General features: G+C 48.8%; 11 protein-coding genes. 2 read left to right on the plus strand and 9 right to left on the minus strand.

Annotation, left to right across the window (positions count from 1 at the left end; translation table 11 throughout):
- Positions 1–160 precede the first annotated feature (160 nt).
- From J2X75_RS22880 to J2X75_RS22910, 7 genes are all read right to left on the minus strand, one after another.
- Complete coding sequence (locus J2X75_RS22880; protein WP_310340380.1) at positions 161–1,297, minus strand: glycoside hydrolase family 88 protein; 1,137 nt, start codon at positions 1,295–1,297, stop codon at positions 161–163.
- Between the two features lie 73 nt (positions 1,298–1,370).
- The gene (locus J2X75_RS22885; RefSeq protein ID WP_310340381.1) at positions 1,371–3,323 is read right to left on the minus strand and encodes a glycosyl hydrolase; all 1,953 of its coding nucleotides are present in this window, start codon (positions 3,321–3,323) and stop codon (positions 1,371–1,373) included.
- On the minus strand, positions 3,316–5,244 hold the full coding sequence (locus J2X75_RS22890) for a heparinase II/III domain-containing protein (protein ID WP_310340382.1): 1,929 nt from the start codon (positions 5,242–5,244) through the stop codon (positions 3,316–3,318). The genes J2X75_RS22885 and J2X75_RS22890 overlap by 8 nt, the downstream gene beginning before the upstream one ends.
- A 363-nt stretch (positions 5,245–5,607) precedes the next feature.
- Positions 5,608–6,264 carry an SGNH/GDSL hydrolase family protein gene (locus J2X75_RS22895; protein WP_150365255.1) on the minus strand — a complete coding sequence of 219 codons (657 nt, stop codon included), beginning with the start codon at positions 6,262–6,264 and terminating at the stop codon, positions 5,608–5,610.
- A 115-nt stretch (positions 6,265–6,379) separates the two neighbouring features.
- Positions 6,380–7,177 carry an NAD-dependent epimerase/dehydratase family protein gene (locus J2X75_RS22900; protein WP_310340469.1) on the minus strand — a complete coding sequence of 266 codons (798 nt, stop codon included), beginning with the start codon at positions 7,175–7,177 and terminating at the stop codon, positions 6,380–6,382.
- A 327-nt stretch (positions 7,178–7,504) separates the two neighbouring features.
- Positions 7,505–7,834 carry an AzlD domain-containing protein gene (locus J2X75_RS22905; RefSeq protein ID WP_091019970.1) on the minus strand — a complete coding sequence of 110 codons (330 nt, stop codon included), beginning with the start codon at positions 7,832–7,834 and terminating at the stop codon, positions 7,505–7,507.
- Positions 7,825–8,529 (minus strand): AzlC family ABC transporter permease, encoded by a 705-nt coding sequence (locus J2X75_RS22910; RefSeq protein ID WP_310340471.1) that lies wholly within the window; start codon positions 8,527–8,529, stop codon positions 7,825–7,827. The genes J2X75_RS22905 and J2X75_RS22910 overlap by 10 nt, the downstream gene beginning before the upstream one ends.
- Positions 8,530–8,967: 438 nt before the next feature.
- Here J2X75_RS22910 and J2X75_RS22915 point away from each other — a divergent pair, with 438 nt between their 5' ends.
- Positions 8,968–10,968, plus strand: coding sequence for a methyl-accepting chemotaxis protein (locus J2X75_RS22915; protein ID WP_310340388.1), 2,001 nt, complete (start codon positions 8,968–8,970; stop codon positions 10,966–10,968).
- A gap of 134 nt (positions 10,969–11,102) precedes the next feature.
- On the opposite strand, the gene J2X75_RS22920 is transcribed toward J2X75_RS22915, so the two are convergent.
- Positions 11,103–12,299 carry a DUF2087 domain-containing protein gene (locus tag J2X75_RS22920; RefSeq protein WP_310340391.1) on the minus strand — a complete coding sequence of 399 codons (1,197 nt, stop codon included), beginning with the start codon at positions 12,297–12,299 and terminating at the stop codon, positions 11,103–11,105.
- Between the two features lie 219 nt (positions 12,300–12,518).
- Positions 12,519–14,492 (minus strand): methyl-accepting chemotaxis protein, encoded by a 1,974-nt coding sequence (locus tag J2X75_RS22925; protein ID WP_310340394.1) that lies wholly within the window; start codon positions 14,490–14,492, stop codon positions 12,519–12,521.
- 267 nt (positions 14,493–14,759) lie between these two features.
- Here J2X75_RS22925 and J2X75_RS22930 point away from each other — a divergent pair, with 267 nt between their 5' ends.
- Complete coding sequence (locus J2X75_RS22930; RefSeq protein WP_310340396.1) at positions 14,760–16,160, plus strand: serine hydrolase domain-containing protein; 1,401 nt, start codon at positions 14,760–14,762, stop codon at positions 16,158–16,160.
- The last annotated feature ends 77 nt before the right edge of the window (positions 16,161–16,237 follow it).

Here is a 16,237-nt window from a genome sequence, read left to right on the forward strand (position 1 = left end):
GAGCAAATTTAAACTTCTCGTGAATTTGTATTGGATCCGTTAATTACTAAATACTGAATTATTATAGTATGCCAATCTACGAAGTTTCTTATCTTAACACTTAGTGCTGTATTACAATTGATTCGTCTATTTGTTTCAAGCACCACTATGCAATTCACACTTAAAATAACCCCTCATGTCCACGCAGCTTCGCCAGCGCTTCCATATAGAAATAATCGCCGTATATAATCGGCACATTCAACCCTCGCCCTTCCGGGTAATGCACCGTTCCCTGCATGATCAGACCTTCTTCCGCTGCCGAGTCGCCGGAGCTATAGTGCTCATGCAACCCGCGGACGATACGTTCTCCCGCGGCGGCATAGGTTTCCCCGCGTGGCGACAGCTTCGCCAGCTCAAGCAACCCGCTCGCGGCAATCGCCGCAGCGGACGAGTCCCACGCCACCTGATGCTCCGCAGGTGCGCGGAAATCCCACACCGGCACGATCTCTTCGCCAAGCATGGCGAGGAAGAAATCGGCCGCACGCTCCGCTGTCTCCAGATATCGGGCTTCGCCCGTATACCGGAAAGACAGCGCAAACCCGTGCAACGCCCAGGCGGTCCCCCGCGCCCAGGCGGAACCTGGAGCATGGCCCTGTCCGCCATGCTCTCGCAGCTTCTGCCCCGTGTGTGGATCAAACTCCACCACGTGGCAGATGGACCCGTCAGCGCGGATGAATTCGCGCGCCACGGTGTCCGCATGAGCTTCCGCCAGCCAGCGGAAGCGAGGGTCGCCGCTCTGCTCGGATGCCCAGTAGAGCAGCGGAAGGTTCATCATGCTGTCAATGATGGCTACGCCGCGCGTATCCATTGCTGACGAGCTGAAGTTCCAGGCGCGGATGAACTCACCGCGCACGTGGAACCGGGCAGCGAGCAGGTTGGCGGCAAGCATGCCACGCCGCCGTCCATCCATGCTGCCCGTCTGGCGGTAGTTGGCTACGCCACTAAGCAGCCAGATGAACCCCAGATCGTGATCCACCGATTCGGGATCACGTAGACAACCCTCCAGTTGCCGCTCACAGCTTTCGGCAATGCGATGTAGCGAAGCCGCCGCTTCACTTTCCGGCGCATCCCGATAGACCAGCCATAACAATCCAGGCCAGAAACCTGCTGTCCACCATTCCGGATCATTCCGATCATACATCCCTTGTGGGGCAATGTGTGGAAATGTATCCTTAATGCGCTTTGCATTTCGAATTGTCTTGGAAGCCCCCTGTTGCCACGCTTCCTCGAGCCATTTTACCGACGTTGATGTGTTCATGAACATATCCCTCCTCGATTCAATACCAGACATCTATGCTTGATGCTCCAGCTCATCCTCAACCTGAACAACTTCAGTTAAACTCGCCCAATCGGATCGAAAATGTCAGACTACGGGCTCCGCTCACTTCAATTCGCGCTTCCTTCAGCAACCCATTACGGGAAGCCACAGCCTGCTCTTCCAGATGAATAATGGCTCCCTGATCCAGCGCTGTAGATTCTACATAGGCCCCCCGATACGCCGTTCGCACACTATGATCCGTATGGGTAATCACCGCCTGTTCACGGCCATCATGGAACATCAACGGAATGAGTGCACCTGCCGCCGTGATCTCACCTTCGAATTCATACGTTATGGTCAGCAAGTCTGCCTGCTGCACATAATGAGTGCGCAATGTTTCCACGCCAGGCAAGGGACCAACCCATGTCACAGCAAAAGAATTCTCGGAGGTGTTTACTCCCTCTTCCGCCGCTCTTTCCGCCAGATGTCCCTCTACTTGATTCGGCGTATCCTGGCCCACCTTCTCGTACACAATGGAACCTCCTCCCTGTGCAGGGTCCAATCCAACGTCACGATCATATGCACCACCGGATGGAATCCCCTCTGCAAGACTGTGCCATATCCCATCTGGTGTCTTCCATGCAGGACAATAGCTGAGCGGGCGGACCACCCCTTCGGCAAATTCCGTGAATCCTGCCTGCACATGGCTGGCAGCGGACGGACCAATCAGACCAGGTAACCCTGTCTGCTGAATCCGTACCAAACCAGGGATCGTATACGGATCATTCATCGCCGTGTGTAATACCAGTTGCTGACCAGGTATGGAAGCAATGACAGTTTCAAACCACCCATCGGTCTGCAACACTCGGCTGCCCACCTCGGAAGGAAGATACACTTCGCTCACATCGTCTCCCGGATCACTGAGACAAGCGTGAGCCAGTGCTGCTGCCGTCCACAGGTTGTAACAGGTGTGGTTGGTATAGATTTCATACCCGTGCCGATCTTCTGGCGCATATTCATTGCGCACAATTTTCAAGCGTCCATCATCCATTTTCCAGCGCTCAACAGCAGCAAAACACCGATTGGCTGCACGTGCAAAAGCGCCCGCCATCACCGGATCTCCCTCCTCCAGAGCCTGCGTTGCATGTGTAGAACATACATAAGCCGCCGCCGCTTCATTCCACTGATGCTGGGAGCTGCGACCACGCGGTGGAATCTCACCTAGCGGCGAGAGCGTCAGTAACGAGCTGAAGGCACCATGGCGCAACTGTTCACGTAACATATCGGCAGTGGCTCCCTCGTAACCCGCCTCAAGCATCACCCCAAGGTGATAACGGGTGGCAATATCATAGGAAAATGGACAATTCGGACGGTCCAGCGGTCCATCCTGATACAACCCGAGAGCCGTAAATCGGGGCAGATGATAGGCTTCCAGATAACGATCCATCCACGCTGTATCCTCACTCGCCAGCTGTTCATGCCACCGCAAATATTCGCCAGAGATCATAATGGCGTTCCAGTTAATCATGCGGTTAGGATTATTCATCTTGCTCATCGTGAACACATAATCTTGTTCAGGATGGATCGTCTTGAGTGCCTCAGCCCAGATGTTTGCTTGTTCAGGCAGATGTGACTTCAACAACATATAAGCTCTCATCATGAGCACCGGAAAAAAATCAGGGTGATTGTCTGGTGCACTACGATTCACCACGGCATCAATGCTCTGTGACAGGGCTATTGCTGCGGATTGGAGCAAATCTGTACGCCCGGCATCAACCAGAACCGCCGCAGCCATGGCATACGCTGGTGTAGAATAATATCTCTCCACACCTGAGAATGGATCAATAATTGCACCATGGTTGTCCTGATATGGCGTGTAAGCGCGAACAACACTCTCAACAAGTGCCAACTTGCGCTCCCTATTCCAGCCGTCTGCCGGAGGGGGGCCCGCTTGTTCTGCCAATGTACGGTAATGTTCGAGTTCATCTTTCCATGGATATGTTGACGCAGATGTATATTTACTCACGCATGCTCACCTCGGTTTCTCCCATTTTCGGTTCAATGATGAAGCGTACCTCACATACCGTTTCAAGCGGATTAGGGCGTTCTGTCCGAACATCCGTCTCATCAATCACACCTGTCCATGATAGTGACGTCCGATAGAATGTGACTGGGACATTGTCATGATCAACTGTTTTCATAACCTCCGTAAAAACCTGCCACTGGTTCGCATCATACGTCATATGGACCGTTCCATGCACACCTTGCCAGCGAAGGTTACCGCTCTTCACCACCTCAGGTTGTACTCTGCTCATCCAGCGCTCCACTACGCTCGAACATCCTGCATCTGAATCATCCACCGAAGAGAATCGTTCTGCCGAAAGCACCATCCTGCTCTTCCATTGAAAACGGTCAATGAGACGCAATTCCGCCCCATTCCCGCTACCTTCAGAAGCCATCTTCCAATGAAATTGGCGCGTATAACGAGCCAGTGAAGCTGCCCCAGAGTAAGCGGATGTCAGATCCAATGTTGTATTCAGCTCACCGCTACCCTCTGCCAGCTTTGCCTCTAACACACGGGCCTGTGCTTGCCGACCGGAGCATTGCTCCTGGCCTTCAATGAGCGGAACGTTATGACCGGATGACGAGATGTGGAACAGTTGCTCCCTGCCTGGTGCAAAATACACTTGGCTGTACAACCCTGCTCCTGGATCACACAGAATATTCTCACCACCGCAATGGATAATGAACTGCCCCAGATCATTATGGTTGTGAGGTTCATCGTTATGTCCACCTTTAACGGAAATAGCCACATGAAGGGTGGGTGCGCCGTTCGCATGTTTTGTATCCCGGGAATCGAGCGAGCCTTTTGCAATCATCCAGCCCAGATTTTGAAAAATAAATCCCCGTTCAAACTGCCCAGAGGCACCTTCACCACCATATACTGCCGGATCGCTCCACATCACGTTCCGCAACAGATGAGCCCAGCGATGACAGGGATCATCTGTAAGGAGTGGAATATGAAGCGGCAGGTCCACCTGCAACCCAACCCGGGACGCGAGCAGGGAGAGTAGTCCGGAAGGAATGTCTTCCTGCTCGGCACTGTCCGAATAATTCACGAATGTTCCGCCTGACAGATGAACTCGCAGCGGGAAGGCTGCGATGGCTGCTATTTTGGAACCTGTCAGCAGATCCAGTTCGCCCTTACTGTACTCACGAAGCATCTCGGCATAATAGGTGAAATAACCAAAGCCATATACCCAATATCCAATACCTTCGGCGCAGCCGCCATCCTCGCCATAACCGCTCAAGAATGCGTTCATACAGCTGACCGTATGGGAGATCGATTCCTGTAGTGTGGACTCATCCTCGAGCAGTAACAATGCGGCCATGCCACAGCAGCCACCACAGACCGCCGACCAGTTGTGATCCGCTGTCTGCCAGTGGAACTTCCGTTGCTCCCGGTAAAGCGGGATGAAGATCCGCCGTTCTGCCTCAGACCTGATTCGCTCTATGACAAGACGATCCAGCCGATCGGCGTGAATGGTCACCATCTCGGCCAGCATATGTACTGTCTCTGCGGCGAACAGATCAATGTTTCCATTCACCTGATCGACCTCTCCCGTACCCAGATGTGCGGGCAAGCACCACGTATACTCACCACACACGTTCCACAACATTTCCTCCAGCGCTTGCAGTGCATCCGGCCTAGCTGAATCCAATGCGAGCATCGCCACAGCAGCCAACCTGCCCCTTCGATCGAAATAAGCCTGCTCATAAGCTTTCCGCTCACCCGTCTCGCTGAACTGTCGATATAGACGGAACGACAAGGAAGGCATGGGTTCTTTCAAGGCACGTTCAGCGTAATTCTTCAAGTCTGTGTATAACGTAGCCAATTCAGGCCGGGATAACTTCTCCAAGAGTCTGTCGGCACTTAAGAAACTCAATTTTCTGCTCTCGTTTCCACGTTGGTTTATATTTTCATTTTCGACTTCGTGAATGGAATCTTCCACTGGATTCACCACTCTTCGTTAATGGATTGTCATACCCATATTATAATGTAATCGATTTCATTTTACCGGATATGATAGCACTTTTGAAAAATTATCCATTACAACCCTTTCCACGACGTTACGTCCTTCTCCTTCCCAACACAAAAAAAACGAAGAACCTTCGTCAGGTTCTCCGTTGCATTCTGCCTGTCCACAGGCTTTTTATAGCTATCTCATATTCTTAACTATCTTATATCCTCAACTAATCCTGTATACCTAAAGTGCTGCTGCCCATATCGCAACTGTCCGCTGTTGTTATTACACAATCGCAAGCGATGAATTCTGTACAACAGACAACCATTGGCGTGCAATCAGCTCATGACCTGCTGCGGTTGGGTGTACGCCATCCCATAACCAGTACGCTGCATCCGCCTGTTTCAGAGCGTCATTAAACGTCTGCTGCAATGGCACCCACACAGCTCCAAATTCCTCAGCAAGACCTTGGGCCAGTTTCTGATATTGACCGATATACTCTTCCCAGGCTTCCCATTTCTCCGCGGTTGCTCCGGTTCTCAGAATAAACGGCTCCATCAAAATCAGCCCCGTGTCCGGCATCACTTCCCGAGTTTCTTCGAGCAAATGGCGATACGCCCGTCCGAAACGATCCGTTACCCCACTAGGTTCACCATTCATCGTGCGCCAGGCATCATTAACCCCAATCAGGATGCTAATCAGGTCCGGTTTTAGACTAATGGTATCCTCATTCCAGCGTGCGTACAGATCGGATGCCCGATCCCCGCTGATACCTCTGTTATAGAAGGTCTTATGTTTGCCCGCCAGTTCCATACCCAGTTTGCTGGAGATTAGATACGCATATCCGTGTCCGAGAAAATGATTCGGATCATCATTGCGTGATCTTCCCCCATCTGTAATCGAGTCTCCCTGAAACAATATAACGGATGGACTTGTACTCATGATTGAAATCGTTCCTTCCTCTTGTGCAAAATGGAAACACTGAACACCTCAGTCTCCATTTTATCCCTTTCGGTCACAATAGAAAATAGCGTTTTCATCACTGAGTGTCGCCATCTTATGAATCTTTCGGTTCTTTCTCCACATGGCCTCCGCCCTGATAGGCTGTCTCATCCTGTTTGTCGGGTACGCCTCTAAGCTTTGCCTCTTCCCACAACTCGGCTGCATCATCCTGTGGGCGGTATCCAATCTTCTGCGCCAGATAGCCAATATCATAGTAATTATCTGTATTCGCAGAAGTCCCGTACAGATTCAGATACTTCATATCTGGATCGGCTTCAATACAGCACTCAGCGAGCTGGACCATGTCCCTTGGTGATATCCAGATATGAGCCGAGCGCTCCGAGTGTGGGTATGTATCACCTGAGAAGTTTCCAATCCGAATGTTGAATGAGGACAGGTCATATTTGTCAACGTAATAACGTCCCAGCAGTTCAATATAACATTTGCTAAGTCCATAGAAGCTGTCCGGTCGGTACGGGTCATCCACTTCAATATCTTCACCAGTAGGATAGAAGCCTGTTGCATGGTTGGAACTTGCGAAGATCACCCGCCGAACACCGTTCAACCGTGCGGCTTCATACACATGGTAGGCTCCGGTTACGTTGATCGGCAGAACTTTGCCCAGAAAATCTTCCTCATCCTTGGCCCATGCAATGTGCAGAACGGTGTGAACCCCCTGCATCAGTTCCTTCAGGCGTTCCCCATCTGTCACATCCATGGCTACAATGCCAGCTTCCTCGTCTTCACGCAGATCAGCCGCAACGATGTCATACGCACCCTTGGCTCTCAGCCCCTCCAGCAGACTGCGACCAATGACTCCTGCAGCTCCCGTAATTAACAGCTTGCGCTTCAGTTTACTCATGAATCCAGCTCCCTTCGCTCAGATAGGCTATCTGTCCTCTATAGAACAGTATTAACCGATCAGGCGAAGGAATTACCGGATGTTATAATACAACTTATATAAGTTGAACCAGCCATTTACATGAGAACGTAGAGGACAGAAAGACCCTGAAGAAGCGAAGCGTTCGCCTGAAAGCTTTCTGAAAGAAAGCTGCATCGAAAGCATACGCTATCCCAAGATTTTCACCTTCATAAAAGTGAATTAAAAAATCTGGGGATAACAGTGATCGGAAGGTTGTTCTGTCATCGAAGTGGTTAGTGTAAATATTCTTTAGTTCAACTATCCGATCCAATATCGCAGAATCATCATAGCCACAATACCAACCAATACGGTTCCCAGCAGACTGCGTGTCCAGATCGCTACTGCAATCGTAGGCAGAGATGCCCACAGAGCTGCATTTTGCGTAATCGGCACTAACTGGTTGTCCGACATGAACAGTTCCTGACCAATCAGTGCTGCCATGACCGCTACAGGTACATACTCAAGCCAGCGTAACAACCACACCGGAATCTGTATCTTGCTGAACAACATCAGTGGCAGTACACGCGGGATAAATGTTAACAGCGCTGACCCCATAATAATCCAGAATACATCCCATCTTACTTCCATCGTTCCATGAACACTCCCATCGTTGCCGCAATGACCGCAGCCACAATGACACTCATGCTGCCCAGTGAAGCCATGCTGGCGAAGATTACACAGACCACAGCGATGATCGCCACATTAATGTGTATTTTTTTGTTTTTGCGATGCACCAACTGGAGTACAACCAGTCCAATAAACATCGCTGGCAGGGCATAATCCAGGCCCAGTCGTTCCGGATTGGTGATCCAGCGTCCAAAGTACGCTCCCGCCATATTAGCCACGAACCAGTTCAGATATGCGGTAATATTCAGACCGTGCATCCAGCGTTCACTGAGCCTTTCCCTGCCAATCGCACGTGTCATCGCCACACCGAAAGACTCATCCGTAAGCAATGAACCGATCCACATATTTTTAAGCGGGGTCAGATGCCGAAAATACGGTGAAACAGCTGCGCTGAGCAGCAAATGACGAAGATTCACAAAAAATATGGTGAACATGATAGCTACTGCTGACCCATTCGATGCGAGCATGCCCGCTGCAATGAACTGGGCCGATCCTGCATATAAAATCAGGCTGAGCAGCGCCGTTTCCGCCAGACTCAGACCTGCGGTCATTTCAATGACACCCGCTGCAAAACCTATACTCAAATAACCAAGCAGGGTTGGGATACAATCTTTGACCCCCTGCATGAATGTAGCCTGATCCTGGATCTCTTCCATGTTCTCCTGTCCAGATATCTGTAGTGTACTTTGGTCCAACTGCGGTACAACCCCTCTCCAATTTCTGTCTCCATAAACCGATATATATGGATGTAGCTCCATCCAGGTCCATTCTTCATGAAAACAACTCATTTGTGTATTCAACATGATCAGGTACGTGCCTTGTGGATTTCACAATTTGCAAAATTCATTTCACATTAATTCAGAAATATACCACAAGATGTGCACTAAGGGAGAGACAGTTTACTTTTTATAGAACAGATGTAATTCTAAATACCTACAAAACCGAAAAATATTTTCATAAAACGCATAAATAATGTTGAATAAACTCGAATTTTGTCATACGATAGCACCAGAAACTTCTGGAAATGTTGGAAACTTTACCAGATTGGATATATCCACCAGGAAATGGTTGGATGACACAGAGGGGGAATGTGTATGAAGAAGATTCGTAAACAAGGGGCCAAAAGAACGCTGCAGATGAGAGAGAAACTGATTTTGTCATTTGCCATCGTACTACTCATTCCCACAATCAGTCTGGGCATTATCTCGTTTCAAACAGCCGATGCCAAGGTCGAAGAGAAAATGTATGAAAACGCAATTAGCAATGTTACTGTGCTCAACCAGACCATTGACCAGATCATTGGTGCAACACGCAAAAATGTTGATTTCCTGGCAAGTCAGCTGGATGCAGGCAATGTCGGACCCAATCAGGGTGACGAGACAGATACCATCCGTACCTTGCTCGACGCGTATAAGGAAACCCATGATGACGTGGAACTTGCCTCCATCGGTACCGATCAGGGCGTGTATATTAACTCCCCTGTAACTGCGGTGAACAAAGAAGGATATGACCCGCGCGAACGCCCGTGGTATCAGGCTGCTACGCAAAACAAAGATGTCCCTACCGTAATCACCCCCTACTTATCAAGCAATACCGGCAATGTTGTTGCTTCGGTAGCTCAGACCTCAGCGGATGGCCATGGTGTTGTCTCTGTCAGCCTGTCGCTTGAAGCCCTCTCGAAGACGGTTAATTCCACCAAGATTGGCGAGAAGGGTTATGTCTATATCATTGATAATGCCAATAAAATCATTGTACATCCTACCGAAAAACCGGGGACCGAAGGAACCATGGCACCCTATAAAGATATTTTTGCACAGAAAAACGGAAGTCTGACCTATACACTAAACGGAAACCAGGAACACGCCTTTTTCTCCACCAATGAAACGACGGGCTGGACCGTGGTTGGTGTCATTGACAGTGGGGAAGTGACGGCTTCTGTCCGTCCAATCCTATACACCACACTTATTGTTGTAGCGATTGCAATTGCTGTTAGCTCCATCATTATTTTCTGGATTGTGCAATCCATCACCAAACCACTGAACCGCTTGGTGAAGGCATCTGACGAAATTAGTAATGGTAATCTGACCATCGAGGTTGCTGTATTGGGACAGGATGAATTCGGCAAGCTGAGCACCAGCTTCAATAAAATGAGTGAATCCTTGCGAACCGTTATTCAGGACGTACGACACACGGCTGACGAGTTAACCGCCTCATCCACACAATTGGCAGTCAACTCATCGGAGACAACCAAAGCAACAGAGCAAGTCGCCTTGATCACGGAAGAATCCGCAGCTGGACTTGAGAAACAAACAAGCAGCCTGAAACATACGGCACTACAGATGAATGAGCTTGCTGGAGGTGTAGGACAGGTAACGAATAGCACACAGCAAGTATCCGAAGCTGCCATGCAAGCAAGTGAGCTCGCGGATAAAGGGAATGCAACCATGCAGACGGCCGTATCCGAGATGAGTTCCGTGAGTCGCTTTGTGCAAGGTATGGCAGATACTGCTGGACGACTTGGACAGCATTCCACATCCATTGGTGAGATGGTATCTGTCATTACAGATATCGCTGCACAAACCAATTTGCTTGCTCTCAATGCTTCTATTGAAGCAGCACGTGCAGGTGAGCATGGACGTGGCTTCTCCGTTGTTGCCAGCGAAGTCCGCAAGCTGGCGGAACAATCCAGCCTTTCAGGCCAGAAGATTGTAGAGATGGTCGGAGCGATTCAACAGGAGATTTCATTGGCCAATCACAATGTACAGATCGGGCAACAGGATGTAAGCAACGGCATTCGTGCCGTTCAGTTTGCAGATGAAGCTTTTGCCCAGATTAGTGAGGCTGTTGGGGTCGTCAATCATCAGCTTGAGAACATTGCAGCTGCCTCACAGCAGATGTCTGCAAGTACAGCCGAAGTGGTGCAGTCCATTGATCAGATCCACGCCATATCGGAAACCAATGCAGATGGAACGGAGAACATCTCTGCAGCTACGGAGGAGCAAGTGGCTTCCATGCAGGAGATATCATCCTCTGCTGATTCCCTTGCCCATCTGGCTCACAAGCTGCAGAAGCTGGTGGAACAATTCAAGCTGTAATCGTTATCGTGCAAAAGACTGGTTCAACTTATTTAATAAGTAGTCTGTAACACCAAAAGCCCCTTTGCCATCATATTGGCAAAGGGGCTTTTGGGTAATGAAAGGTCAGGAACTTTGGATAGGAAATGACTCTCCTATTCAGCAGATTGCTTTTTATCTCCGTGGTACCCTTGATCTCCGTAGGGCTCTAACTGTTCAAACCAGCGATTCAGACATTTGGCGAGTGCATCTTTGGGATCGTAATACGGATTGTCATCTTGCTTCAATGTCTCCAGCACTTCGATCACAAACGCATTCTCTCCATATTCATTCCATTCAGCCTGCAACCTTCGATTCAGATGGCTACCCATCTGTAACATAAACCGTTGTCCGTTAATGGTTTTCAGGTTAAGTGTGCTGTCGATATAAACTTTGCCGTTACGTTCATTTCGAATCTGGTAGACGCCTGCTTCCGTTTTGACTTCTTTGGCCTGTTCCTGCAATTCTTTGCGACGATTCATCTTCTCCTGCTCCCCCTTTTCTTTACGTTCCTGTTTTCCATCTCCGGCGCTCTGTTGATCTGCGCGGCTTCCCACCCAATACTGACTGCCGTCTGACTCACGTTCCAGCAAACCATAATCGATGAGATACCTCCGTATTTCCACGTAATCATCATTAACTTCCTTCAGCAGCTCATTAACCTGTTTTTCGGAATATTGGCGCTCTGTCTCGAATCGTTTGGCAATTTCGGTGAGCACGATATATTTATGCTTTTGCTGCATATGAAACGTCGTCAGCGGACCGCCGGTACCCTCTGGAAAATACTTTTTCAGCACCTTTTCCCGATCATGTTTTGTAATATCAAATGAATTACGATGGATCGTATGTCCATGTATTGTGACCGGCGACACCCATTCGGCTGGAGCCTGGGTATCCTTGCTTTTGAGAAGTTCCATTAATGCCAGGAATATCTTGGCCTGCCGTTCCTTCTCCTTCAATACAAACCGATGATTCCGGATTGTGGAGGCACTCCCAATACCAAGAGCTTTCTGTACTTCAGCATCCTTCTTCCCTTCATGAAACTGGGCCAGCAAGCCACGCTGGACATCAGACAATCCGGTTACACTTTTATCCAGCTCCAGCAAGTACTCAAATACTGACCCATGTACCTTTTCAATATGCACACGCATATAACGGGCTGCCTCATAGAGCACCCCTTCTTCAGGGTAGATAATCCCCGCTTCCGTCCTGTATCCGCAGCAGACGCATGTATAGGCAGCACCCTCCTCCATATAACCACGCTTGATCTCTTCCAATGAAGCGGTTTGCAACCAGGATTCCGATGATTTCATGACAAAGCTCCTTTTTATCATTGTTATGGTCATTTCAACCGTATAATAATCAAATATTTTATAATTATGTTTGTTCATTTATAGACATAATATAATTTTGTTTATTTTATGTCAATATAATGGAAAAGAATGCTGTGTTTAAAGACATAACGGATACCCTTTTGCTCAACAGAAAAAAGACCGCAGGATCGCAACCCTGCAGTCTCATTTCAATCCCTGTTACAACTTAAAACGTTCAATCATGCTTTGCAGATCTTCAGCCATACGTGACAATGCTGCCGAAGAAGCTGCAACCTCTTCCATTGTAGCCAACTGCTCTTGAGCCGCCGCTGATCCATCTTCCGTTCCAGAGGCAATTCTGTCCGACAGAACCATGGTATCACTTACTGCCTTGTTGACATGACTCATGCCACCATCAATTTGACGGGAAGCCGCGGATACTTCTCCAGCTTGTGCAGCCACCAACTGTACCGCAGTGCGAATGTTATGGAATGCTTCGCCCGCTTCTGTAACCATCTGCGAACTCTTCACCATACCTTCTCCCGTACGGGCAAAAGTGGATTGCACCGCATTGGTTTTCTCCTGCATCTCATGCATAAGCTCATTAATCCGCTCGGCTGAAGCACCTGAACTGTGAGCCAGTGTCTTCACTTCGTTGGCTACGACCGCGAATCCGCGCCCTTGCTCGCCAGCTCTTGAAGCTTCAATGGATGCATTCAATGCGAGAATGTTCGTCTGCTTGGCAATGGCCGTAATCTCGGCCACAATCACCAGAATCTCTTCATTTTTCGCGCGCAGATCCTCAATGACCACAGACATGGCTTTGCTCTCGTCATTCACCTGCTGAATATGGGTAACTGCTTCTTCCACTGTCACCATGCCCGCTTCCGACTTGGTGGAAGCATCCAGAGCGATACGAGCGGTGTCTTCAGCACTTGATGAGATTTCTTTGACTCCAATGGACATTTCGCCTACGAGTTGGCCTGTAGCAGCAAGACTATTGTTCTGCAAAGTCGTTCCCGCAGCTGCATCCTGCATCAGTTCAGCCACCTGTTCTGTGGCTTTCGATGTCTGCTCCGAACTTGCCATCAGCTCTTCCGAAGATGCCGCCAGCTGGCTGGACGTATCATGTACCTCTCCAAGCACATTACGCAGTGAAGTCGTCATCGTGTCGAAACTTTCTCCAAGCAGTCCGAACTCATCCCGGCGCTGCAAACCTACCCGAACGGTGAGATCCCCGGCACTTACTTTCGATGCTGCCTGTGTTAATTGCAGTAATGGCCGATGAATGCTGCGAATAATGAAAACAAGCAGAATCAGCCCAATAACCAATGCAGATGCCACAATTGTAATGGAACGAATCAAAATAGGCATTACGGCTTCAGTTGCTTCCGAAGGAACCATCTCGCCAACAATTTTCCAGCCTGTCACCGGATTGGTGAAATACACAGCTTCCACTTCGCGACCATCATATGTATACTTCACGGTTCCGCTTTCTTTCGTATACATCTCATTAATGTAAGGTTCATCCGACTGTGTACCGGATTCAATATTGTAATGGAACAGGAACTTCCCACCGTTATCCAGCATGTACAGTTTGCCTTCTTTACCGATGCGTATCTGATCTACGGATTCTTTCAGATGATTGAGACTGACATTAGCCCCGAATACCCCTTTGCCGTCGGCCAGCTTGGCCGCCGCGGTCACAACCCATTCACCCGTCGAAGCCGACTGGAACGTGTCTGAGATTACAGGTTCATCCTGAGACATGCCCATCTTATACCATGAACGTTCTCGAGGATCATAATTCTGTTCCTCGGACTCTGGGGATTTCATCCAACTGCCATCGTCCGCACCTGCGGTGAGTACACCCAATTCCTTATGATTCTGAGACATCCGATCCATCTGCCTTTGCAGTGCAGGGGATTTATTAATAATATCCTTTGAAGTAATACCCGCAGCCATCTGCGCTGCATTATCCTTCTCCATATCCAGCATTTGATTTATCTGCAGACTAAGCATTTCTGTTTTGGCCTGTGCGGAACGAATAATTTCCTGCTTAACCTGGTCAGCAGCTTTTTGATAAGACAACCATCCCACGGTAATGCTCGGTACAATCAGGAACAAGAGCAATGCAGCGATCAGGCGTTTTTTTACGGTTAAAGTAAACCAGTTTCGAATCCTTTTCTTCATTTAACTATCCCCCATCATAATCTTCACCCATCCTTTTATCGGACAATCGCTGTAAAAATATTATGTATAGATACTAAATTAGTACAAATTTAATTTAAATGATCTGATCAGATGATATGGATTATATCCGCTTAATCGTTTTGACCCTCTACGCGAGATCGTTTACAATGCTCATAAGCTGGCTATTCATGAAACGATTGGAAGGAGAGGATTCAAATCTTACGCAAGTCAAATGAAAGACAACGTATTTCCACATTATATTCATCCATGTTCCGCATTCTGTTAGCGCTCATCCTGTGCGCAGGCCCGATTCTGGGACAAGCTGGTATTACGGCATCCGCAGCGCAGGCGACGCAAGCAGTTCACATTGAAGTGAATGGTGAGCAACAATCCTGGAAGAACGCACCACTTATAATCAAAGGCTCCACGTTTGTTCCACTACGGGATGTGGTCACATCGGTTAAAGGCACGTTGAAATGGGATAATCGCACCAAGACGGCTATCATTACCGTTGGCAGAGACAAGCTGATCCATCAGGCTGGTAGTAATTCCATTAAAGTAAACAAGGTCGATCTGGCTACAGGTGTGAATTCACGTACCGTTAACGGTACGTTGATGGTACCTATCCGGGCCATGGCTAATGCAATCAAGGCAGACATCAAGGTCCAACGCACAGCCACGGGGCAGATGAGTGTAAAAATGGTCACTGATCAGGTCAGCCTGCTGAATAGCAAGGTTGCCAGCGTGGATACATATCTGCGCGAGATCAACTATCCAGGTATGGCTCTGATTGCCCGCGATGGTGAAGTGCTTCTAAAGCAAGGCTACGGACTTGCCGATGAACAAACGCTGAATCGCCCGGATCAGAAGACCCGAATCGCATCGCTGAGCAAATCCTTTACGGCCGCGTCCATTCTGAGTCTCGTGGAGGATGGTAAGATTAATGTGCAAGATCCAATCTCCAAGTATATTTCTGGTATACCGAAGGGAGATCAGATCACGCTGCATATGCTGTTATCCCAGACTTCAGGTCTGCCATCCGCATTTGGTCGGGGTGAAGGAACTTCTATGGAAGAGACTGTAGAAGAGATTCGCCACAAAACGTTGAAGTTTGAACCGGGGAGTGCCTATCTATACAGCAACAGCGGGTATGTTTTGCTTGCATACGTCGTTGAACAGGTATCCGGCATGAGTTATGCCGACTACGTACAACAGACGATACTGAAGCCACTTGGCATGAAAAATTCGGGAGAGGCTTCCCGTAAAGTGCACACGATTAGTGGTTTTGTTCAACAAAATAACGCATGGGTAACTGCGCCTTACTATGTATCTCAATCCGGGTCAGGAACCATCTATTCCACGGTGGACGATATGCTGAAATGGGATCGTGCGCTGTATACGGACAAGATTCTAAGCCAGGATACGATTGAACAGATGTATGAGCCTTACTCCGATAAAAACTATGGCTACGCCTGGATTCTCAAAGAGAATGGCACCAACCGTACCGTCTTCCACAACGGTAGTGGTGGCGGGTTTGCTACAGCCTTTTCACGTAATCTGTCCGATGATATCACCATTATCCTGCTCGGCAACCACGCAGGTATGGACATGACTTCACTTTTGGATGAAGTTGAAACCAAAACAGCAGCAGCACTGCAATTGCAATAATCTATAATTAATCGCTTATATACAGCACAAAGAGACGGTCCTTTAAAGGATCGTCTCTTTGCTCTATATATGTTTTC

Source organism: Paenibacillus sp. 2003 (assembly GCF_031455635.1).
In the GTDB taxonomy this organism is placed as follows: Bacteria; Bacillota; Bacilli; order Paenibacillales; family Paenibacillaceae; genus Paenibacillus; species Paenibacillus amylolyticus_B.